The 21,334-nt window shown below is 72.6% G+C and carries 18 protein-coding genes; 4 read left to right on the forward strand and 14 right to left on the reverse strand.

Annotation, left to right across the window (positions count from 1 at the left end; all coding sequences use genetic code 11):
- Positions 1 to 5 precede the first annotated feature (5 nt).
- From KZX45_RS04310 to KZX45_RS04340, 7 genes are all read right to left on the reverse strand, one after another.
- The gene (locus KZX45_RS04310) at positions 6 to 653 is read right to left on the reverse strand and encodes a lactate utilization protein C (protein ID WP_248256751.1); all 648 of its coding nucleotides are present in this window, start codon (positions 651 to 653) and stop codon (positions 6 to 8) included.
- On the reverse strand, positions 653 to 2,257 hold the full coding sequence (locus tag KZX45_RS04315; protein WP_248256486.1) for a LutB/LldF family L-lactate oxidation iron-sulfur protein: 1,605 nt from the start codon (positions 2,255 to 2,257) through the stop codon (positions 653 to 655). Before KZX45_RS04315 ends, KZX45_RS04310 begins: the two co-directional genes overlap by 1 nt.
- Positions 2,254 to 3,174: a (Fe-S)-binding protein gene (locus tag KZX45_RS04320; RefSeq protein ID WP_308221700.1), complete on the reverse strand. Its 921-nt coding sequence runs from the start codon at positions 3,172 to 3,174 to the stop codon at positions 2,254 to 2,256. Before KZX45_RS04320 ends, KZX45_RS04315 begins: the two co-directional genes overlap by 4 nt.
- Positions 3,175 to 3,388: 214 nt before the next feature.
- Entirely contained in the window at positions 3,389 to 4,231 is an 843-nt protein-coding gene (locus tag KZX45_RS04325) for an SMP-30/gluconolactonase/LRE family protein (RefSeq protein ID WP_248256487.1), read from the reverse strand.
- Positions 4,232 to 4,484: 253 nt separating this feature from the next.
- The gene (glpK, locus tag KZX45_RS04330) at positions 4,485 to 6,008 is read right to left on the reverse strand and encodes a glycerol kinase GlpK (protein WP_248256488.1); all 1,524 of its coding nucleotides are present in this window, start codon (positions 6,006 to 6,008) and stop codon (positions 4,485 to 4,487) included.
- Between the two features lie 109 nt (positions 6,009 to 6,117).
- Positions 6,118 to 6,861 (reverse strand): MIP/aquaporin family protein, encoded by a 744-nt coding sequence (locus KZX45_RS04335; RefSeq protein WP_248256752.1) that lies wholly within the window; start codon positions 6,859 to 6,861, stop codon positions 6,118 to 6,120.
- 204 nt (positions 6,862 to 7,065) lie between these two features.
- The gene (locus KZX45_RS04340; RefSeq protein WP_374112543.1) at positions 7,066 to 8,817 is read right to left on the reverse strand and encodes an FAD-dependent oxidoreductase; all 1,752 of its coding nucleotides are present in this window, start codon (positions 8,815 to 8,817) and stop codon (positions 7,066 to 7,068) included.
- Between the two features lie 96 nt (positions 8,818 to 8,913).
- On the opposite strand from KZX45_RS04340, the gene KZX45_RS04345 reads away from it, so the two are divergent.
- Both KZX45_RS04345 and KZX45_RS04350 read left to right on the forward strand, forming a co-directional pair.
- Positions 8,914 to 9,894: a sugar-binding transcriptional regulator gene (locus KZX45_RS04345; protein WP_248256489.1), complete on the forward strand. Its 981-nt coding sequence runs from the start codon at positions 8,914 to 8,916 to the stop codon at positions 9,892 to 9,894.
- A complete protein-coding gene (locus tag KZX45_RS04350) occupies positions 9,891 to 10,502 on the forward strand; it encodes an amino-acid N-acetyltransferase (RefSeq protein WP_248256490.1) in 612 nt (203 codons plus the stop codon). Before KZX45_RS04345 ends, KZX45_RS04350 begins: the two co-directional genes overlap by 4 nt.
- 4 nt (positions 10,503 to 10,506) lie before the next feature.
- Here KZX45_RS04350 and KZX45_RS04355 read toward each other — a convergent pair whose 3' ends face one another.
- Both KZX45_RS04355 and KZX45_RS04360 read right to left on the reverse strand, forming a co-directional pair.
- Positions 10,507 to 10,932, reverse strand: coding sequence for a hypothetical protein (locus KZX45_RS04355; RefSeq protein ID WP_248256491.1), 426 nt, complete (start codon positions 10,930 to 10,932; stop codon positions 10,507 to 10,509).
- A 17-nt stretch (positions 10,933 to 10,949) separates the two neighbouring features.
- Complete coding sequence (locus tag KZX45_RS04360) at positions 10,950 to 11,909, reverse strand: A/G-specific adenine glycosylase (RefSeq protein WP_374112554.1); 960 nt, start codon at positions 11,907 to 11,909, stop codon at positions 10,950 to 10,952.
- A 471-nt stretch (positions 11,910 to 12,380) separates the two neighbouring features.
- Here KZX45_RS04360 and KZX45_RS04365 point away from each other — a divergent pair, with 471 nt between their 5' ends.
- A complete protein-coding gene (locus KZX45_RS04365; RefSeq protein WP_248256492.1) occupies positions 12,381 to 12,977 on the forward strand; it encodes a hypothetical protein in 597 nt (198 codons plus the stop codon).
- A gap of 33 nt (positions 12,978 to 13,010) precedes the next feature.
- Here KZX45_RS04365 and disA read toward each other — a convergent pair whose 3' ends face one another.
- The gene (gene disA, locus KZX45_RS04370; RefSeq protein ID WP_308221701.1) at positions 13,011 to 14,090 is read right to left on the reverse strand and encodes a DNA integrity scanning diadenylate cyclase DisA; all 1,080 of its coding nucleotides are present in this window, start codon (positions 14,088 to 14,090) and stop codon (positions 13,011 to 13,013) included.
- Between the two features lie 124 nt (positions 14,091 to 14,214).
- Complete coding sequence (gene radA, locus KZX45_RS04375) at positions 14,215 to 15,645, reverse strand: DNA repair protein RadA (RefSeq protein WP_248256493.1); 1,431 nt, start codon at positions 15,643 to 15,645, stop codon at positions 14,215 to 14,217.
- 122 nt (positions 15,646 to 15,767) lie between these two features.
- On the opposite strand from radA, the gene KZX45_RS04380 reads away from it, so the two are divergent.
- Positions 15,768 to 16,955 (forward strand): acyl-CoA dehydrogenase family protein, encoded by a 1,188-nt coding sequence (locus KZX45_RS04380; RefSeq protein WP_248256494.1) that lies wholly within the window; start codon positions 15,768 to 15,770, stop codon positions 16,953 to 16,955.
- Positions 16,956 to 17,066: 111 nt separating this feature from the next.
- Here the strand turns inward: KZX45_RS04380 and mmsB are convergent, their stop codons facing one another.
- The 3 genes from mmsB to chvE all read right to left on the reverse strand — a co-directional run bounded on the left by mmsB (position 17,067) and on the right by chvE (position 21,056).
- Entirely contained in the window at positions 17,067 to 18,236 is a 1,170-nt protein-coding gene (mmsB, locus tag KZX45_RS04385) for a multiple monosaccharide ABC transporter permease (protein WP_248256495.1), read from the reverse strand.
- Positions 18,233 to 19,756, reverse strand: coding sequence for a multiple monosaccharide ABC transporter ATP-binding protein (mmsA, locus tag KZX45_RS04390; RefSeq protein WP_248256756.1), 1,524 nt, complete (start codon positions 19,754 to 19,756; stop codon positions 18,233 to 18,235). Before mmsA ends, mmsB begins: the two co-directional genes overlap by 4 nt.
- 169 nt (positions 19,757 to 19,925) lie before the next feature.
- Positions 19,926 to 21,056, reverse strand: a complete 1,131-nt coding sequence (chvE, locus tag KZX45_RS04395) for a multiple monosaccharide ABC transporter substrate-binding protein (RefSeq protein ID WP_248256757.1) — start codon at positions 21,054 to 21,056, stop codon at positions 19,926 to 19,928.
- Positions 21,057 to 21,334: the final 278 nt, after the last annotated feature.

Below are 21,334 nucleotides of genomic sequence, written 5' to 3' on the forward strand. Positions count from 1 at the left end.
CACGCTCACGTGACGATGACGACGTCGAGGGTGCGTGGGCCGTGGACGCCCTCGACGCGGATCAGCTCGATGTCGCTGGTGGCGCTCGGCCCGGCGATCCAGGTCATGGGCCGGTGCGGATGCTGCCCCAGGATCGCGACCGCCTCGGGGACGGTCGCGACCACCTGGCGCGCGTGGAGGACGCAGACGTGGCGGTCCGGCACCAGGCTGATGGCGCGGCGTCCCTGGTCCTCCTCGGCGTCCAGCACGATCGTGCCCGACTCGGCGATCGCCACGCGCGCCGCCGTCAGGACCGCGCCGGCCCGGTCGAGCTCGACGTGGCTCAGCGGCTCGGCGGCGGTGTCCAGTAGCACCCGGGCGCCGGCGGCGCTGACGCCGTCCACCCACTCCGGCGGCAGGCCGGCCGGGACGACGACGGAGCCGGCCTCGCCGAGCAGCTGGCCGAGGGTGCTGGCGAGGTCTCCGGTTCCGCACCGGTGCACGTGCGCCCGGTAGTCGACCAGGCGGTCGACGAGCAGCTCGATCGCCGCGGAGGAGCCGGGGGTGACGTCCGAGTGGGCGCGGTAGTCCCGGGGCACCTCGGGTGCGGGCGCGGTCTGGGAGCGGCCGAGCGCGTCGCGGACCCGGGCGAGGATCGCCTCGCGTGCCTCCATCACGCCTCGCCCCCTGGTGCGCCCGGAGCGTGGTCGGGCCGGCCTGCGCCGTCGGGCCGGGCTGCGCCGTCGGGCCGGGCCGCGCTGTCGGGCCAGGCGGCGCCGTCGGCCTGGTGCTTGCGCCACCAGGAACGGAACGACTGCGGGGGAGGTGCCGGCACGTCCCGGACGCCGGTCCACAGCGATCCGGGGAAGGGCAGCGCCGCGATGCGGCCCTCGCGCGAGACGATCCGGCCCAGGCCCGCGGCCCGCGCCGCGACCGCGAAGCGCGACCCGGACGACATCACCGCCGAGGCGGCGCGCATGCCCGCCTCCCAGCCGGTCGGCAGCACTCTGCGCTGCTGGGACTCCACCGCGCGGTTGCGCAGGTGGACCAGGGCGGAGGGGATGTCGATCTTGACCGGGCAGGCCTCGTAGCACGCCCCGCACAACGAGCTGGCGAAGGGCAGGGAAGCCGTGGGGTCGTGCGGGTCGGTGGCCCCGCGGGTGCCCATACCGGTCAGCTGCGGGGTGAGGATCGCGCCGATCGGGCCGGGGTAGACCGAGCCGTACGCGTGCCCGCCGGCGTGCTCGTAGACCGGGCAGACGTTCATGCAGGCGGAGCAGCGGATGCAGTGCAGCGCCTGGCGCCCGACCTCGTCCGCCAGGGCCTTCGTGCGGCCGTTGTCGAGCAGTACCAGGTGGAAGGCCTGCGGGCCGTCGCCGGCAGTCACCCCGGTCCACATCGTGGTGTAGGGGTTCATCCGCTCGCCCGTGGACGAGCGCGGCAGGAGCTGGGTGAAGATCTCGAGGTCCCTGAACGCCGGGACGACCTTCTCGATGCCCATCACGGTGATGAGCGTCTCCGGCAGCGTCAGGCACATCCGCCCGTTGCCCTCGGACTCGAAGACGGACACGGTCCCGGTCTCCGCGACGGCCAGGTTCGCCCCCGAGATCCCGACCTTGGCGGTGAGGAACTTCGCCCGCAGGTGCGCCCGGGCCGCCATCGCGAGCGCCCGCGGCTCGCTCGTGAGGTCCGCGGGCGCGTCGCCCATCCGCTCGGTGAAGATGGCGCGGATCTCGTCGCGGTTGCGGTGGATCGCCGGGACCAGGATGTGCGAGGGCATGTCCCCGGCCAGCTGGACGATCAGCTCCGCCAGGTCCGTCTCCGTGGCCGTGATGCCCTCGGCGGCGAGGTGCTCGTTCAGGCCGATCTCCTGGGTGGCCATCGACTTGACCTTGACCACCTCGGTCTCGCCGGTGGCCCGGACGAGCTCGGTGACGATCCGGTTGGCCTCCGCGGCGTCGCGGGCCCAGTGCACCACCCCGCCGCGTGCGGTCACCTGCTCCTCGAGCTGGACGAGCAGCTCGGGCAGGTGCGACATCGTCCAGTGCTTCACGGCGGCCCCGGCGTCCCGCAGCTCCTCCCAGTCGGGCAGCTCGGAGACCACCCGTAGCCGCTTGTCCCGGATCGTGTGGGTGGCGTGGCTGAGGTTGGCCCGCATCTGGCCGTTGGCCAGGGTCTCGTGCGCCGCCGTGGGGAAGTCCGGCCCCCACCGCAGCGGGTCCTCCGGCGCCGTAGCGGGTTGCGGCGTGACGCGCGGCATGCCGAGGAACGTCGTCATCGCCCGGCCTCCGCCGTCGTCCGCGGGGAGATGGGCGGTGCCGCTGTCCCGGGGCGAGCCGCGGGCACCGCAGCCCCTGGGCGAGCCGCGGGCACCGCAGCCCCTGGGGGAGCCGCGGGCACCGCCGTCGCCGGGGTGCGGTCCACGGCCAGCACCGTCGGGGACCAGGGTTCCGCCCGGGTGCTGGCGAGCACCTCGGCCAGGTGCGCGGCGTGCACACCGGTGCCCTGGCGGGAGAGGCTGCCCGCCATGTTCATCAGGCAGGAGTAGTCCCCGGCCACGAGCACCCCGGCGCCTGTGCTCACCACGTGGCGCACCTTCTCGTGGACCATCGCAGCGGACGTCTCGGAGTTCTTCAGCGAGAACGTGCCGCCGAACCCGCAGCAGGCCTCCGCCTCCGGCAGGTCCACCAGGTCGATCCCCTCCACCGCGCGCAGCAGCCGCAGCGGCTTGTCGCCCACCTTGATCATCCGCAGCGAGTGGCAGGTGGGGTGGTAGGTCACCGAGTGGGGGAACCAGGCTCCGACGTCGGTCAGGCCCAGGACGTCCACCAGCAGCTCCGACAGCTCGTAGGTCCGCGCGGCCACCAGCTCGGCGTCACGCGCGAGCCGGTCCTCGCCCTCGCGCCTCGCGACCATCGCCTGCTGGTGACGGACCGACCCCACGCACGAGCCGGACGGCCCGACAACGGCGTCCCACTCGCCGTCCAGGACGGGCTCGAACGCCCGCACGTGGTTGCGGATCACAGGCACGGCCTCGCGGAAGTAGCCGGTGTTGACGTGCATCTGCCCGCAGCAGGCCTGGGCCTCGGGGAAGACCACCTCGTGCCCGAGCCGCTCGAGCAGCCGTGCCGTCGCGGCGGGCGCCTGCGGGAACATGGCCTCGTTGATGCAGGTGGCGAACAGCGCGACGCGCACGGAACCTCCCTCTCGGCAGCAGCGGCGCCACCGGCGTGCCCACCCTACCCAGGGCCACCGACAGCGCTACCTCGGCGCGGCCTCAGGTGCCCGCCGGGGTCACGCTGGGGTCGCGCTGGGGTTGCGCCAGGCCACCGGCCCGGAGCGCCTCCGCCCCGTGGCCGTCAGCCGTGCCGCCAGGGCCCGGTCAGGGGCCCCGCCAGGTCCGCCGCCGTCAGCCGCCGTAGCCGAGCACCGGCCGCCCGGGCACGTCCGCGCGGATCCGGAAGACCGCGCCGGCCTCGGGCTCGGGGTCCTCGAGCTTCTCCCGCGAGGTGGTGACGTACAGGTCCCGCCCGTCCGCGCCGCCGAGCGTGCACGCCGTCGTCAGGCGGACGGGCAGCGAGATCTCGGTGAGGATCTCCGCGTCGGGGGAGTACAGCCGCACCCGCCCGACACGGTTCAGCGCCACCCAGACGTTGCCGGCCGAGTCCACGCACAGCCCGTCCGCGCGCCCGTCGTCGGCGGAGTGGAAGCGCCGGCGGTTCGTCAGCTCGCCGTCGACGACGTCGAACACGTCGGTGCCGCCGGTGTGGGTGTCGTTGTAGTAGGCGCGGGAACCGTCGGGGGAGAAGTCGATGCCGTTGGAGGTGGTCACGCTCTCGAGCACCACCGAGACCTCCCCGGCGGGCGTGACGCGGTACAGCGACGCGGCGCCCGGCGTCCTGTCGTAGGGCATGCCACCGGCGTAGAGGTTGCCGGCGGGGTCGCAGCCGCCCTCGTTCATGCGGATGCCGGGGTCGGACCAGAGCTCGGGCTGCGGCGCCGGGACCTCGTCCGGGCCGTCCGCCAGGGCGAGGCCCCGCTCGATCCCGACGACGTAGCCGCCCTGCGTGCGCGGCCGGACGAACGCGGCGACCTCGCCCACGTGCAGCCGGTCGACGGTCCCGTCGACGCGCAGCGTCATCAGGTCCCCGGCGAGCATGTCGACCCAGCGAAGGCCGCCCCAGCTCTCGGACCAGACGGGGCCCTCTCCGTGGTAGCACAGCGGGTCGGTGATCTGCTCGGGAGTGGTCATGGGGCCAGTCTGGCTGAAGGGCCGCGCCGGGGCACCAGCGGGCGTCGGCCGCCAGACGCGCAACGGGGAAGATCACTGCCCGTGACGGACAGTGATCTTCCCCGTTGTGTCTTCCTGCCGGGCGAGCCGCCCGAGGTCAGGAGCGCCGCTTGTCCTCCTGCCGGGCGAGCCGCCCGAGGTCAGGAGCGCCGCTTGTCCTCCTGCCGGGCGAGCCGCCCGAGGTCGGGGAGCGCCGCGTGCGGCGTGCGCCCCGCTACTTCACGTCCTCGTCGACCCAGTCGAAGGTCCGCGTCACGGCCTTCTTCCACAGGCGGTAGGTGCGCTCGCGCTCGCCCTCGTCCATGCTCGGCTCCCAGCGCTTGTCCTCCGCCCAGTTGTCGATGACGTCCTGCTCGCCCTGCCAGAAGCCGACCGCGATGCCGGCCGCGTAGGCGGCGCCGAGCGCCGTCGTCTCGGCGACCTTGGGGCGGACCACCGGCACGCCGAGGATGTCGGCCTGGAACTGCATGAGCGTCTCGTTCGCGATCATGCCGCCGTCGACCTTCAGCTCGGTCAGCTCGACACCCGAGTCGATCGTCATGGCGTCGTTGACCTCGCGGGTCTGGAACGCCGTCGCCTCCAGCGCCGCGCGGGCGATGTGCCCCTTGTTGACGTACCGGGTCAGGCCGACGAGCGCGCCGCGGGCGTCGGACTTCCAGTACGGGGCGAACAGCCCGGAGAACGCCGGCACGAAGTACGCCCCGCCGTTGTCCTCGACCGTCTTGGCCAGCTCCTCGATCTCCGGGGCGGACTTGATGAGGCCGAGGTTGTCCCGCAGCCACTGCACGAGCGACCCGGTCACGGCGATCGAGCCCTCGAGCGCGTACACCGCCGGCTGGTCGCCGATCTTGTAGCAGACGGTGGTGAGCAGGCCGCTCTTGGACGGAACCGGCTCCGTGCCCGTGTTGAGCAGCATGAAGTTGCCCGTGCCGTAGGTGTTCTTGGCCATGCCGACCTCGAAGCACGCCTGGCCGAACGTGGCCGCCTGCTGGTCGCCGAGGATGCCCGCGATCGGCACGCCGGGCACCATGCCGCCCTGACGGCCCTCGCCGTAGACCTCGGAGGAGGAGCGGATCTCCGGGAGCATGGACATCGGGATGCCCATGTCCTTGGCGATCTCCTCGTCCCAGCTCAGCGTCGCGAGGTCCATGAGCATGGTGCGCGAGGCGTTGGTGACGTCGGTGACGTGGACGCCGCCGTCCTTGCCGCCGGTCATGTTCCACACGACCCAGCTGTCGGTGTTGCCGAAGAGGAGGTCCCCGGCCTCGGCCTTCTCCCGTGCGCCGTCGACGTTGTCGAGGATCCACTTGACCTTGGGGCCCGAGAAGTACGTCGCGAGGGGAAGGCCGACCTTCGCCTTGTACCGGTCCTGCCCCTCCGAGCCGCCGAGCTCGTTCACGATCTTGTCGGTGCGGGTGTCCTGCCACACGATCGCGTTGTAGACCGGCTCGCCGGTGGTCCTGTCCCACACCACCGTGGTCTCGCGCTGGTTGGTGATGCCGACGGCGGCGATGTCGTTGTGCGTCAGGTTTGCCCGCGTCAGCGCCAGTCCGACGACCTCGCGGACGTTCTTCCAGATCTCCAGCGGGTCGTGCTCGACCCAGCCGGCCCTGGGGAAGATCTGCTCGTGCTCGAGCTGCCCGGTCTCGACGATCTGACCCGAGTGGTCGAAGACGATCGCGCGGGAGCTCGTGGTGCCCTGGTCGATGGCGAGGACGTACTTCTTCTCGTCAGCCATGGTGTTCCTTTCACATCATCGTGGCGGGCGCCGAGGTCCGGAGCCCGATGGGTCGAGCGGTACGAAGCGGTTGTGCCCCGGTCGCGGACCGACCGGGAAGCCGGATCGGTCAGACGACGGCGCTGCCCAGGAGGCCACCCAGGACGCCGCCGACGATCGGTCCGGCGACGGGGACCCAGGAGTAGCCCCAGTCGCTCTTGCCCTTGCCGCGGATGGGCAGGACGGCGTGGGCGATGCGTGGGCCGAGGTCACGGGCGGGGTTGATGGCGTACCCGGTCGGGCCACCGAGGCTCATGCCGATGCCGACGACCAGCAGGGCGACGGCGAGCGGCCCGAGTCCGGAGGGCGAGGGGCCGAAGAGCAGGATCACGAAGACGAGGACGAAGGTGCCGATGACCTCCGTGACGAAGTTCCAGCCGTAGCTGCGGACTTCGGGTCCGGTGGAGAAGACGGCGAGCTTGGTGGCCCCAGGGGCCTCCTGGTCGAAGTGCCGCTTGTACGTCAGGAAGGTGAGCACGCCACCGAGGAAGGCGCCGACGAGCTGACCGGAGATGTAGACGAGGATGTTCGTGAACGTGGTCGGGACCGCGGCGATCCCGAGGTCCTCGTTCCCGCCGAAGAGGTCGCCGCCGCTGGCCGCGAGGCCGAGCGTGACGGCGGGGTTGATGTGCGCGCCGGACTTGTACGCCACGTACACGCCTGCGAAGACTGCAAGTCCCCACCCGAACGTGATGACGACCCAGCCGGAGTTGAAGCCCTTGGTCTTCGGGAGGATGACGTTCGCCACGACACTACAACCCAGCAGGGTCAGCATCCCGGTGCCCATCACCTCCGAGAAGAAGATGTCCATCATCGAAAGTTCCACTGCGAACTCACTTTCTGGTCACGTCGACGTGTCCAGTCGGGCGCCGCGCGGCGCGGTGTCGGTCCTGGCCGTCCCGGGGGACGGTTGCCCAGGATGATCCTCGTTGTCGGGCCCCGGAGGAGCGTTTTCGCGGAGGATCGGGGGGTTCTCCTGCACACCGGAACGCCCGGACTCTCGGTCCGGGCGCCGGTGTCAGTCGTCGGGGTCGATCGGTCCGAGGTCGCGGACCGGGACGAGGTCCTCCACTCTCAGGCGGGCCTCCTCCGCGGCGGCGTCGGAGGGCTCGTGCTCGGCGGCCATCTCCGCCTCGGCCTGACGGCGGTAGCCGGCGATCTCCCGCTCGGTGCGGGCGGCGTCCCAGCCGAGGATCGGACCGGCGATGCCGGCGATCTCCTCCAGCGCCGAGACGCCCCGGTCGCGGGTCTCGTAGCTGAGTCGGACACGGTGCAGGAGGATGTCCTCGAGGTGGAGGACCCCCTCGTGCGTGGCGGCGAAAGCTACCTCCGCGGCGAGGTAGGCGTCCGCGGTGCGCAACGGACGGCCGAGGGCGGGGTCGGCGTCGATCATCTCGAGGAGCGTGGCGATCTCCGAGCCGTACCGGTGCAGCAGGTGCTCGACCCGCTCCGAGGTCCAGCCGTAGCGCGCCGCGATCTGGCTCCGGCGGCGCTTGGTGGCGTCGAACCCCTCCGCACCCACGAGGGGGGTGCGGGCCGTGACCGAGGGCAGGGTCTCGGCGCGGGGGCCGAGGGCGAAGTCGACGGCGTCCTCCGCCATCTGCCGGTACGTCGTGAGCTTGCCGCCGGCGATGACCGTCAGCCCCGGGGCGGCCTCGGTGACCGTGTGCTCGCGGGAGACCTTCGTGGAGGCCGCGGCGTCGCCCTTGGTCCCCGGCTGCAGGAGCGGGCGCAGGCCCGCCCACACGCCGATGACGTCGTCGTGCCCGATCGGCGGGTCGAGGACGGCGTTGGCGTGGTCGAGGATGTAGTCGATGTCCTCGCGCGTGGCCACGGGGTGCTGGCGCGCCTCGTGCCACGGCGTGTCGGTGGTCCCGATGATCCAGTACCGGTCCCACGGGATGACGAAGAGCACGGACTTCTCCGTGCGGAGGAACAGGCCGGTGCTGCCGTTGATGCGCTCGCGGGGGACCACGATGTGCACGCCCTTGGAGGCGAGGACCTCCAGCCCGGCGCCCGACCCGCCGAGCGCCTCGGTCTGCTCGGTCCACACGCCGGTGGCGTTGATGATGTGGCGGGCCCGGACGGTGCGCGACTCGCCCGTCTCGAGATCCACGACGACGGCGCCGGTCACCCGTCCGGTGGCGTCCTTGGTCATCTCGGTCACCTGGGCGCGCGAGGCGGCCAGGGCGCCGTACCCGACGGCGGTGCGGATCAGGGCCAGCACCAGGCGGGCGTCGTCGACGCGGGCGTCGTAGTACCGGATCGCGCCCACGAGGCTGTTCGGGTTCATCTGCGGGAACAGCTTCAGCGCCCCCGCCTTGGAGTAGTGCTTCTGGAGCGGGACCGAGCGGCCCCTCGCACCCAGCAGCGCGAGCGCGTCGTACATCCCCACGCCCACGGCGCTGTAGGCGCGCTCGATGACCGGCGTCTTCAGCGGCCAGAGGAACGGCTGGGCGGTGACCAGGTGCGGCGCGATGGTGCGCAGCAGGCGGCCGCGCTCGGTCAGCGCCTCGTGGACCAGCTTGAAGTCGAGCTGGTAGAGGTAGCGCAGGCCCCCGTGCACGAGCTTGCTCGACCGCGACGAGGTTCCGCTCGACCAGTCCTGCATCTCGACGACGGCGGTGCGCAGCCCTCGGGTGGCCGCGTCCAGCGCGATCCCCGCCCCCGTGACGCCGCCGCCGATGACGAGGACGTCCACGCCCTCGTCGTCGCTCATGGCGTCCAGGGCCGCCGACCGGGTCTGCTCGTTCAGCGTGGTGGTCCTCACGTGCTCCTCCTCGGTCAGACAGGTGGGACCTATGCTTGCGCTGAGCGCACAACCGCGCAATGTGAATGCACGAACGTGCAGCGATCGGGGGTTCCGATGAGCGGGCGTGAGGACGACGTGTACGTCGCGGCGGCGATGTACTACCTCCAGGACGAGACGATGGACGCCATCGCCCGGCGCCTCGGCGTCTCCCGGTCCACCGTGTCACGGCTGATCAAGAGGGCCCGCGACTCCGGGCTGGTGCACATCTCCATCCAGCCGCGCACCGCCGGCTCCGACGTCGTCTCGCGGTCCCTGCGCGAGATGTTCGGCGTCAACGCCCACGTGGTGCCGGTGCGGGAGGGGGCCACCGACGTCCAGCGCCTCGACCAGGTGGCGCAGGTGGCCGGCCGGATGGTCTCCGCCTGGGTCGAGCCGGGGACCGTGCTGGGCGTGGCCTGGGGAACCACCATCTCGGCCGTCGTGGGCCACCTCACCCCGCGGCGCGCGCCGGGGAGCGCCGTGGTCCAGCTGAACGGCGCGGCCAACCCGGTCACCTCGGGCATCCCGTACGTCGGGTCGATCATGACGGCGGCCGCCGAGGCGTTCGACGCCCGGGTCCACCACTTCCCGGTGCCGGCCTTCTTCGACTACCCGGAGACCAAGGCCGCGATGTGGCGCGAACGGTCCATCCGGCGCGTGCTCGCCGTGCAGGAGCGGGCCGACATCGCGCTCTTCGGCGTCGGCGCGCTGACGGGGACGCTGGCCTCCCACGTCTACGCCGCGGGCTACCTCGACCGCGAGGATCTCGAGCACCTGCGCGCCACGGGTGTCGTCGGCGACGTCTGCACCGTGCTGCTGCGGGAGGACGGCTCGTACGCGGACATCGCTCTCAACGAGCGGGCCACCGGCCCGACGCCGCGGGAGCTGAGCCGGATCGGCCGGCGCATGTGCGTCGTCGCCGGCCTGGCCAAGGTCTCGCCCCTGATCGGGGCGCTGCGGGCCGGCGTCGTGACCGACCTCGTGGTCGACGAGTCGACGGCCCGGGCCGCGGTCGAGCGGGTCCGCAACCACCGCGGCCCTAGGATCGCCGGGTGAGCGAGACGGTGGTGGTGCGTCAGGCCCGGCCCGCGGACGTGCGGGCGATCTACGACCTCGTGCAGCCCTACGCCGAGAACCGCATCCTCATCGCCAAGGAGCTCATCGACTACTTCGAGGCCGTCCAGGAGTTCGTCGTCGCCGAGCTGGCGGACGACGCCGCCTCCGCGGGCGACCAGGCCGGGGGCCTGGGCTCCACCGGCGCCGGATCGCAGGCCACGAGCCGGGCCTCCGCCTCGGCCGGCGACCGGGCCGCGGACCTGCCGATCGTCGGCTGCGGGGCCCTGCACGTCCTCTGGGACGACATCGCCGAGGTGCGCACGCTCGCCGTCGCGCCCGAGATGTCCGGGCGGGGCATCGGCCACCGGCTCCTGAACACCCTCGTCGGGCGGGCGCGGGACCTGGGGCTGCGCCGGGTCTTCTGCCTCACCTTCGAGGTCGACTTCTTCCGCCGCCACGGGTTCGAGGTGATCGCCGGAACCCCGGTGGGCATGGACGTCTACGCGCAGATGCTGCGCTCGCACGACGACGGCGTCGCGGAGTTCCTGGACCTCGCCCGGGTCAAGCCGAACACCCTCGGCAACTCCCGGATGCTGCTCGAGCTCTGAGCGGTCAGCGCCGCAGGAACCGCAGGACGGCGACCAGCTGGGCGCTGACGAGCGCGCACGCGAGCACGGCGACCCACGCCGACGGGCGCGCGAGGATCCACGCCGCGGCGCCGGTCACCAGCACCGCGCCGAGCACGGTCCCCAGCCGCCCGAGCGTGGCGCGCACCCGCGGCGTGACGTCCCGTGGGGCCGAACCGGTCAGCACCCGGCGCAGCCCCAGGCCCGCGACGGTGGCGCCCGCCAGGCCGGCGAGCTGACCCACGCCGAGCAGGGTGAGCCCGGGCCAGAGGGCAGCGTCGTCGCGGGTGAGGAGCGCGAGGCCCGCACCCATCAGGCCGAGCGCGACGCAGGCGCCGGCGCAGACGAGCAGCGCGATGCGCAGCGCCCGCGCGGCCCGGGCGACGGCGCCCTCGGGCGGTGCGGTACTCACCGGAGCAGGGTAGTGCGTCACGGCAGCCCGTAGACGGCGCCGTCCGGGGCGGCGACGACGAGACCGTCCGCGAGCAGCGAGGCCAGCGCGCGGGCGGGCTGGCCGGGATCCGCCAGGGCCGCCGGGGCCGCGCCGCCGGCGCCCGCGGCGAGCAGCTCGTCCCGGCTCGCCGGCACCCCGTCCGGGAGCGCGCGGAGGTGGGCCATGATCCGCCCGCGGACCTGCCGGTCGGTGCCGTGCCACGCCTGGGTGCGGCGTCGGTGCACGTGCTCGTCGGCGGGACGGCCCGCCGCGACCCAGGCGCACGAACCGGCCAGCGGGCAGGCCTCGCACCGGGGTGCCCTCGCCGTGCACACCAGCGCGCCGAGCTCCATGACGCCGACGTTCCAGCGCACGGACTCCTTCGTCCCGGCCGGCAGGTGGGCGGCGGCGCGTGCGCGCTCGGCCCGGCCGAGCGAGGGGGCGGGCAGCGCGCGCCCGTCCATCACCCGCCCGAGCACCCGCCGCACATTCGTGTCGAGCACGACGGCGCGGCGGCCGTGGGCGAACGCCGCCACCGCCGCGGCCGTGTAGGCGCCCACCCCCGGCAGGGCGAGCAGCTCGTCCTCGGTGTCCGGGACCCGGCCGGCGTGGACGGTCGTGATCGACCGGGCGCACTCCTGCAGGCGCAGCGCCCGGCGGGGGTAGCCGAGCCGGTCCCAGGCACGCAGGACGTCCGCCGGAGAGGCCGCGGCGAGGTCAACCGGGGTGGGCCAGCGCGCCATCCAGGACTCCCAGGCGGGAAGGACCCGGACCACCGGCGTCTGCTGGAGCATGATCTCGCTGACCAGCACGCCCCAGGGGCTGGTCGTGGGCCGGCGCCATGGGAGGTCGCGTGCGTTGGCGGCGTACCAGGCGAGCACGGCGTGGTGCAGGCGCCGCAGGTCTGCCGGGTTGGCCGGATCGGCCGGGTCGGCCGGGTCGGCCGTCGGCCGCAACTCTCCGGCTGTGGGCGCCGGGTCCGCGGGCTTGGGCTCGGTCGGCCGGTCCTCCCGCTGGTGCGTCGTCGGCTGCGCTGTCACCTCAGCAGTGTGCCCGGGGACAGACCCGTCCCGCGAAACACGACCCGCCCGGCGTGGGTACGACGGGGGCGGGCGGAGCCGTCGTACGGTCCCGCTGTGGGGACGACGCGAGGCACGACGGGGCGCCCGACGGAACGGTCGCGGCCCGCCCGCCGCGGGCCTGCCGGCGGCGCGGCGCCGTCCGCGGGAGCGCGCACGGGCGGTGCGATGAGACCCGCGGGCACGCGACCCGCGAACGGCGGGGCGGCTCAGGGCCACCCGCAGGGCGGCTCGCGGGGGAAGTCCGGCACCACCCCGTCCGGTTCCCGCTCGGTCGGTTCCCGCTCGGTCGGTTCCCGCCCGGCAGGTTCCCGCCCGACCGCGCGCAGGCCCCGCCCCAGCCGCGCCGTGATCTGGCGACGGCGCATCGTCGCGCTGATCGTGCTCCTCGCTCTCGTCGCAGGGCTCGTCTGGGGCGTCGGCGCGCTGGTGCGCACCCTCACGGCGCAGGGCGCGGAGGACGGCACCTCCTCCGCCCAGGGCTCCGCGGGCGCGGGCTCCGAAGATGACGCCGGCCCCGCCTCGTCGGCCGGAGCCGCCGAGGAGGAGCCCGCCGGACCCGTCGACCCGGGCAAGTGCTCGCCCCGCGACCTGGACGTGCGGCTGTCCGCCACCCCCGGGCAGCCGACGAGCTTCGCGGTGACCCTGACCAACCGTGCCGAGGTGGCGTGCCTCCTCGACGCCGGGGCGGCGTCGCTCGTGGTGACGGTCCACTCGGGCGAGGACCGGGTGTGGTCCTCCGGCGACTGCGTCGTCGAGCCCGCCGCGCGTGAGCTGCTCCTCGACTCCGGCGACAGCACCGAGACGGCCATCCGGTGGGACGGGACCCGGTCGGCGAAGGGCTGCCCGGGCGGTCAGGGGGCGGCACAGCCCGGCTCCTACCGGGTGGCGGCCACCCTGGGCGGGGCGAGCCTGCCCGCGGCGGACACGAGCTTCACGCTCTGAGCCAGGGTCAGGCGGACCGCCCGAGGACCGGGGTCAGGCGAACCGCTCGAGGATCGAGGACTCCGCGAGGCGGGAGAGCCCCTCGCGCACTGCCCGGGCGCGGTGGGGGCCCACGCCCTCCACGGACTGGAGGTCCTCCGCCGAGGCCGAGAGCATGACCTGCAGGGTGCCGCAGTGCGCGACGATCGACTCGGCCACCGGGGTCGGCAGCCGTGGGATCTTCGACAGCACCCGGTACCCGCGCGGCGCGAGCGCCGAGTCGAGCGCGTCGCCGTCGGGGCCGCCGACGCCGAGCACGCGCGCGATCGTCGCCATGTCCACGAGCTGGGCGGAGGTCAGCGTCGACAACGACGCGAGCACCGCGTCCGGGCCCCGGGTCGCAGCCGGGCCCAGGTAGTCGCGGACCACGAGCGCGCGGTCCGGGTCGACGCCGATCACGAGCTCCTCGAGCTGGAGCGAGAGCAGCCGCCCGTCCGTGCCGAGCTCCGTGACGTAGCCCTCGATCTCCGACGAGATGCGCGAGACCATCTCAAGGCGCTGGATGACCGTCACGACGTCACGGACGGTGACCAGGTCCTCGATCTCCAGGGCGGACAGCGTCCCCGAGACCTCGTCCAGGCGGGCCTTGTAACGCTCGAGGGTCGCCAGCGCCTGGTTCGCGCGCGAGAGGATCACGTCCGAGTCCTCCACCACGTGCCGGTGGTGGTCGACGTAGAGGGCGACGGTGCGCATCGACTGGCTCACGGAGATCACCGGGTAGCCGGACTGCTTCGCCGCCCGCTCGGCGGTGCGGTGCCGCATGCCCGACTCGGACGTCTCGATCCGGGCGTCCGGGAGGAGCTGCACGTTGGCGCGGCGGATCCGGCGGTTCGTGTAGTCCACGACCACCGCGCCGTCCATCTTCGCCAGCTCACGCAGGCGCGTGGCCGAGAACTCCACGTCGAGGTGGAAGCCGCCGGAGCACATCGCCTCGACCTCGTCGTCGTAGCCGAGCACGACGATCGCGCCGGTGCGCCCGCGCAGGATCCGCTCGAGGCCGTCGCGCAGGTCGGTGCCCGGCGCGATGGCCTGCAGCATCACGCGGAGCTTGGTGTCGGCGGGGACCTCAGGCACTTGACCTCACACGGTGGGCGTGGCGGGGCAGCGAGTCCGCCCCCGGCCACATCCTAGAGGGACCGCCCGCACGGCCGGGGGCGGTGGCCTCGGCTGTCCAGCTGAGAGGCGTCCTACGGCGCCGTCAGGACCCTGCGGCGACGCCGGAGAGCTCGACGGCCTCGTGCAGGTTCTCGACCGGGCGGACCGTCATCCCGGGCACCCGCTGGAGGTCGCCCGAGCCCTGCGCGGGGACCAGTGCCCGGGAGAAGCCGAGCCGTGCCGCCTCGGCCAGCCGGCGTTGCACGCCGACGGTGGTGCGGACGTCCCCGGTCAGGCCCACCTCCCCGACGGCGATCATCGTGGGGTCCAGCGGTCGTTGCGTGGCGGCGGAGATGAGCGCAAGGGCGACGGCCAGGTCGACGGCCGGCTCCACCGCGCGCGCCCCGCCGACGGTGGAGACGTAGACGTCGGAGGCGGCGATGTTGGCGCCGAGCCGCGACTGGAGGACGGCGAGCGTCATCGCGACGCGGGAGGAGTCCACGCCCGAGGTGGTGCGCCGGGGGGAGCTGAGCGTGGACGGGGCGACGAGTGCCTGGATCTCCGTGGGCATCGGCCGCCGACCCTCGAGCGAGACCGTGACGCACGTGCCGGGCACGGCCTGGCGCGCCCCGGAGAGGAAGAGTCCCGAGGGGTCGGCGAGGCCGGTGATGCCGGCGTCGCCCAGGTCGAAGCACCCCACCTCGTCGGTTGGGCCGTAGCGGTTCTTCACCGCGCGCACCATGCGCAGCCGGGAGTGGCGGTCCCCCTCGAACTGGCACACGACGTCCACGAGGTGCTCGAGCACCCGCGGGCCGGCGATCGAGCCGTCCTTCGTCACGTGCCCGACGAGCAGCACCGGGATGTCCCGCGTCTTCGCCACGGTGATCAGGGCGCCGGCCACGGCGCGCACCTGGCTCACCCCGCCGGCGCTGCCGTCGATCGAGCCGTCCGCGATCGTCTGGACGGAGTCCACCACCAGCAGCGAGGGCTGCGCCGCGTCGACGTGCCCGAGCAGCGTGGCCAGGTCCGTCTCCGCGGCCAGCAGGAGGTTGGGCGTCAGGGCGCCGATCCGCTCGGCGCGCAGGCGCACCTGGCTCGCGGACTCCTCGCCCGTGACGTAGAGCACCGGCCGGCCGGCCCCGGCGCCTCCGGCCGGGGCGCCGGCGGAGACCTCCGCGGCCCGGGCCGCGACGTCGAGGAGGAGCGTGGACTTCCCCACGCCTGGCTCCCCGGCCAGGAGGACGACGGCGCCGGGCACGATGCCGCCGCCGAGCACGCGGTCGAGCTCGCCCACGCCGGTGCTGCGGGCCCGCGCCGCGTCGACGTCGACCTCGTGGATCGGGCGGGCGGGGGAGGACGGTGCGAGCGAGGCGGGCGCGCGGGACCCGGCCGGCCGGGCCGCCGTCGTCTCATCGACCGTGCCCCACGCCTGGCACTCCCCGCACCGGCCCACCCACTTGGGCGTGGTCCACCCGCACTCGGCGCACCGGTAGTCGGGCCGGACGCGGGCGGGCCTGGTGGTGGTCGGGCTCATGGGGTCACCGTACGGCGGGGGGCTGACATCGCCGGGACGGCAGCACCGGACGCTCGCCGGGGCGTCGTCGGTGCCCGGGCATATGGTCGAGGGAGCAACGGCCGCAGCGGAAGGAAGCATCGATGGACACCTCGCGACAGATTCTTACCGACGACCTCCTCGAGCGGATCCACGGGCGTGCGGCGCGGTACGACGCCGAGAACGCGTTCCCCCGGGAAGACCTCGACGACCTGGTGGCGGCGGGCTACCTCACCGCGATGGTGCCCGAGGCGATGGGCGGCGCGGGCCTGACCCTGGAGGAGATGACCCGCGAGCAGATGCGCCTGGCCGCGGCCGCGCCCGCGACGGCGCTCGCGGTCAACATGCACCTGGTGTGGGTCGGGGTGGCCCGCAGCGTCCACGCGCGCGGCGACGACTCCTGCGACTTCGTCCTGCGCGAGGCGGCGGCGGGCGAGATCTTCGCCTTCGGCGTCTCCGAGGCGGGGAACGACCTCGTCCTCTTCGGGTCCGTCAGCGAGGCCCGGCCCGACGGCGAGGGCGGCTACTCCTTCCACGGCACGAAGATCTTCACCTCCCTGGCGCCGGTCTGGACCCGGCTGGGGACCTTCGCGAGCGACACGACCGGCGACGACGGTCCGCACAACGTGTGGGGCTTCGTCGCCCGGGACGGCGGCGGCGTCGAGACGGTTGGGGAGTGGGACGTGCTGGGCATGCGCGCCTCCCAGTCCTTCGCCACGCGGCTCGACGGCGCGCACGCTCCCGCGGACCGGATCGTCCGGCGCATCCCGCCCGGGCCGACCGCCGACCCCTTCATCTTCGGCATCTTCGCCAACTTCGAGATCCTGCTCGCCTCGGTCTACGCCGGTCTGGCCCGGCGGGCGATCGAGCTCGCCGTCGAGACGGTGAAGAAGCGCCGGTCGCTGAAGAACCAGAACGCCCCGTACTCCAACGACCCGGACATCCGCTGGCGCATCGCCGACGCGGCGATGCAGCTCGACGGGATCTACCCGCAGATCGCGCAGATCGCCCGTGACGTCGACGAGCAGGTGGACCGCGGGCCGATGTGGATGCCGCAGCTGTCCGCCGTGAAGTCGCGGGCCACGGAGGTCGCGCTCGACGTCGTCACCAAGGCCGTGCGGGTCTCCGGGGGCTCGTCCTACTCCAACAGCAAGGAGCTCTCCCGCCTCTACCGTGACGTCGTCGCCGGCCTGTTCCACCCCAGCGACGACGAGTCGGTCCACGGCGCCTGGGCGAACGCGCTCCTGGGCCCGGTCGAGCCGTGGCCGCAGACGGAGGACCCCGCCCGCTGAGGACCCCGGTGGCCGGGAAGGACGCCGGGGCTGGTGAGGCCGGCGGTGGCTGGGGCCGGGCACGCCGGTGGCCCGGACGGCAAGGCCGTCCGGGCCACCGGGCCGGCGCGGTCAGCGCCCGCTGCGACGCTTGTTGAGCAGGTCGAACGCGACGGCGAACAGGAGCACGAGGCCCTTGATGGCCTGCTGCCAGGCCGGGTCGACGCTCATGATCGACAGACCCATGTTCAGTACGCCCATGATGAGCGCACCGATGATCGCGCCGGACACCTTGCCGATGCCCCCGGTCACGGCCGTGCCACCGATGAACGCCGCGGCGATCGCGTCCAGCTCGAAGCTGTTGCCGGCGTTGGCGACGGCGGCGCCCGCTCGCGAGGTGGTGACGACCCCGGCGAGGGCGGCGAGGACGCCCATGTTCACGAAGATGTAGAAGTTGACCTTGCGGGTGTTCACCCCGGAGAGGACGGCGGCCTGGAGGTTGCCGCCGATGGCGTAGATGTGCCGGCCGAACACCGAGCGGTTCATCAGGAACGTGTAGGCGACGATCAGCACGCCGACGATGATCAGCACGATCGGCGTGCCGCCCGCGCTGCGCGCCAGCAGGTAGCTGACGAACGCGATGAGCAGGCTGAACAGCGCGAGCCGGGAGACGAAGGCCGCGAACGGCTCGAGCGCCAGGTCGTGCTTGCGGATGTTGCGGCGCGCCTGGAGCTGGGTCAGCACCAGGCCCGCGATGGCGACGGCGCCGATCAGCAGGGTGATGACGTCGAGGTTCGCCACGTACCCGAGGATGTTCGGCACGGACCCGTTCGAGATCGCGTTGAACGGGCGCGGCAGGCCGGCCACGGTGGTGCCCACGAGCACGATGGCAAGCCCGCGGAAGATGAGCATGCCCGCCAGAGTGACGATGAACGCCGGGATGCCCACGTAGGCGACCCAGAAGCCCTGCCACGCGCCGATCACGGCACCCAGCACCAGCGCGGCCACGAGGGCCAGGAGCCAGTGGACGTCCCAGCTGTTCATCATGATCGCCGTGACGCCACCGACGAACGCCACGACCGACCCCACGGAGAGGTCGATGTGGCCGGCCACGATGACCATCACCATGCCGATCGCCAGGATCATCACGTACGCGTTCTGCTGCACGAGGCTGGCCACGTTGTTGGGCACGAGCAGCAGGCCGCCGGTGAGGATCTGGAAGAGGATCACGATCGCGACGAGGGCCGCCATGATCCCGTACTGACGGAGGTTCCGTCCGAAGTCCTGCGTCAGTGCGCTCATCGTGACGCACCCTCCTTGTTCATCGTCATGAAGTGCATGAGTCGTTCCTGGGTCGCCTCGGCGCGGGGCACCTCACCGGTGAGGCGGCCCTGGCTCATGGCGTAGATGCGGTCGCAGATCCCGAGGAGCTCGGGCAGCTCGGAGGAGATCACCAGCACCGCCTTGCCGGCCTCCGCCAGCGCGTTGATGATCTGGTAGATCTCGAACTTCGCGCCGACGTCGATGCCGCGGGTCGGCTCGTCGAGGATGAGGACGTCCGGGTCCGTGTAGATCCACTTGCTCAGGACGACCTTCTGCTGGTTGCCGCCGGAGAGCTGGCCCACGACGGCGTCGACGCTGGGGGCCTTGATGCGCATGTCCTTGCGGTACCCCTCGGCGACGCGGCTCTCCATGCTGCGGTCGACGACGCCGAGCCTCGAGATCTTGCTGAGGCCGGCGGAGGCGATGTTGCGCTTGATGTCCTGGATGAGGTTCAGGCCGTAGCGCTTGCGGTCCTCGGTCGCGTACGCGATGCCGTGGTCGATGGCCTCGCTGACGGTCCGGGCGTGGATCTCCCGGCCCTCCTTGTAGAGCCGTCCCGAGATGTTGTGCCCGTAGCTGCGCCCGAAGATGCTCATGGCCAGCTCCGTGCGCCCCGCACCCATCAGCCCCGCGAGGCCGACGATCTCGCCGCGCCGCACGGTCAGGCTCGCGCCGTCGACCACCTTGCGCTCGACGTCGATCGGGTGGTGCACGGTCCAGTCCTCGACCCGCAGCACCTCCTCGCCGACGCTGGGCACGTGGTCCGGGAACCGGTTCTCGAGCGAGCGTCCGACCATGAGCCGGATGATGTGGTCCTCGCTGACCGGCTCGGCGCCGTGCATGTCGAGGGTCTCGATGGTGCGGCCGTCGCGGATGACCGTGGTGGAGTCGGCGATGGCGGCGATCTCGTTGAGCTTGTGGGAGATCATGATCATCGAGATGCCCTGGTCACGGAGCTGGCGCATCAGCGTCAGCAGGTGCTCGCTGTCCTCGTCGTTCAGCGCGGCGGTCGGCTCGTCGAGGATGAGCAGCTTGACGCGCTTGGACAGAGCCTTCGCGATCTCGACCAGCTGCTGACGCCCCACGCCGAGGTCCTTGACCTTGGTGTCCGGGTGGATGTCCAGGCCGACGCGTGCCAGCAGCTTCGCGGCCTCGCTGTTGGTGCGGTTCCAGTCGATGACGCCGGCGCTCGCCTGCTCGTTGCCGAGGAAGATGTTCTCCGCCACCGAGAGGTAGGGGCTCAGGGCGAGCTCCTGGTGGATGATGACGATGCCGCGTGCCTCGCTGTCGCGGATGGTGCGGAAGTCGCAGAGCTCGCCCTCGAAGGTGATCTCGCCGTCGTAGCTCCCGTGCGGGTAGACGCCGGACAGCACGTTCATGAGCGTGGACTTGCCGGCACCGTTCTCGCCGCAGATGGCGTGGACCTCGCCGCGCCGGACCGTGAGGTTGACGTCCTGGAGCGCCTTGACGCCCGGGAAGGTCTTCGTGATGTCCCGCATCTGCAGGATCGCGTGGTCGGACGGTACCGCCGGCCGGGCAGGTGCCGCGGAGGGCGACGGCGCCGGGGCGCCGGCGGGCGAAGGGTGGTCGGATGACATTGCGTGCTCCTGTGGGTCGCTTTCGACGTGCACGCCCGCCGGCCCGGTGCGGGCCGGCGGGCGGAGCGGGTCAGAGACCGAGTTCGGCGGCGTCGTAGAAGCCGGACTCGACGAGGGAGGACTCGACGGTGTCGGGCGTGACCACCTGCGGGGGCAGCAGGTAGGCCGGCACGACCTTGACCTCGTTGTCGTAGGTCTCGGTGTCGTTGACCTCGACCTCCTCGCCCTGGACGATCTGGTCGACCATGGTGGCAACCTGCTCACCGAGGGTGCGGGTGTCCTTCCAGACCGTCATCGACTGCATGCCCGCGAGCATGTTCTTGACGTTCGCGAGGTCGGCGTCCTGGCCGGTGACGATGGGGAACTCGTCGCCGGGCGCGTAGCCCGCCGCGTCGAGCGCCTGCTCGATCCCGAGCGCGAGGGAGTCGTTGGGGGAGAGGACCACGTCGACCTTCTTGTCGGCGTAGAAGGAGTTCAGGCGGTTCTCCATCTCGGACTGCGCCTTGGCGGACTCCCAGCCCTGGATGCCGATGTTGGTCCATTCGTCGTTGGACGCAGGAGCCTTGCCGGACGGGACGACCAGCTGGCCGCCCTCGACGTAGGGCAGCAGCACGTCCCACGCGCCGGAGAAGAAGAACTTCGCGTTGTTGTCGTCCGGCGAGCCGGCGAAGGGCTCGAGGTTGAACGGGCCGGCGCCGTCGGCGAGGCCCAGCTCCTCCTCGATGAACTTCCCCTGCAGCTGGCCGACCTGGTAGTTGTCGAAGGTGGCGTAGTAGTCCACCGACTCGGTGCCGTTGATCAGCCGGTCGTAGGCGATGACGGTGATGTCCTTCGCCCTGGCCGAGTCGAGCACCGGGCCCAGCGCGGTGCCGTCGATGGAGGCGACCACGAGCACCTCGGGATCCTGGTTGATCATGTTCTGCAGCTGGGTGATCTGCTGATCGACCTTGTTGTCGGCGTACTGCAGCGAGGTCTCGTACCCCATGTCCTGGAGCAGCGCCTCGAGGTTCTCGCCGTCGTTGTTCCACCGCTCGAGGGAGCGCGTCGGCATCGCGATCCCGATGAGCCCGCCCGCCTCGCCGCCGGTCTCGCCGCCGGCCGCGGGGGTTTCGGTGCGCTCGCTGCTGCAGGCGGCGAGGGCGGTGGCGGCCAGCGCCGTTCCGGCCAGCACGGCCATCAGCTTCTTGTCACGAAGAGACATCGTCGTCATAACCCTTCTTCGGGTCGGCCGTCGTCGGCCGGCCTCTTTCGGAGAACCACCGGGCTTCGCGCGCTCGGGTCGCTGCGGAGACTTCCCCGTCCGGGGTTCCGACCGCCTCGCCCTGCCCGTCACCGGCTCAGAGGTTTGTTGTGCGGTGGAACATATGCGACCGGTCGGTCCCACCGCAAGGTGTCCGGATCACGAAACGGTCTCGGCGCACTGTCTGCGCCCGTCGAGCGGCCGGTCCGACCAGGGCGACGGACCTTCGTCCCGACCGG

The organism is Georgenia sp. EYE_87 (assembly GCF_023148685.1).
Lineage (GTDB): Bacteria > Actinomycetota > Actinomycetes > Actinomycetales > Actinomycetaceae > Georgenia.

What these genes read in the sequence shown, in the direction of transcription:
- KZX45_RS04310 (WP_248256751.1), bottom strand. Translation starts at nt 653, where the DNA reads ATGGAGGCACGCGAGGCGATCCTCGCCCGGGTCCGCGACGCGCTCGGC.
- KZX45_RS04315 (WP_248256486.1), bottom strand. Translation starts at nt 2,257, where the DNA reads ATGACGACGTTCCTCGGCATGCCGCGCGTCACGCCGCAACCCGCTACG.
- KZX45_RS04325 (WP_248256487.1), bottom strand. Translation starts at nt 4,231, where the DNA reads ATGACCACTCCCGAGCAGATCACCGACCCGCTGTGCTACCACGGAGAG.
- glpK (WP_248256488.1), bottom strand. Translation starts at nt 6,008, where the DNA reads ATGGCTGACGAGAAGAAGTACGTCCTCGCCATCGACCAGGGCACCACG.
- KZX45_RS04335 (WP_248256752.1), bottom strand. Translation starts at nt 6,861, where the DNA reads ATGATGGACATCTTCTTCTCGGAGGTGATGGGCACCGGGATGCTGACC.
- KZX45_RS04345 (WP_248256489.1), top strand. Translation starts at nt 8,914, where the DNA reads ATGAGCGGGCGTGAGGACGACGTGTACGTCGCGGCGGCGATGTACTAC.
- radA (WP_248256493.1), bottom strand. Translation starts at nt 15,645, where the DNA reads ATGAGCCCGACCACCACCAGGCCCGCCCGCGTCCGGCCCGACTACCGG.
- KZX45_RS04380 (WP_248256494.1), top strand. Translation starts at nt 15,768, where the DNA reads ATGGACACCTCGCGACAGATTCTTACCGACGACCTCCTCGAGCGGATC.
- mmsB (WP_248256495.1), bottom strand. Translation starts at nt 18,236, where the DNA reads ATGAGCGCACTGACGCAGGACTTCGGACGGAACCTCCGTCAGTACGGG.
- mmsA (WP_248256756.1), bottom strand. Translation starts at nt 19,756, where the DNA reads ATGCGGGACATCACGAAGACCTTCCCGGGCGTCAAGGCGCTCCAGGAC.
- chvE (WP_248256757.1), bottom strand. Translation starts at nt 21,056, where the DNA reads ATGTCTCTTCGTGACAAGAAGCTGATGGCCGTGCTGGCCGGAACGGCG.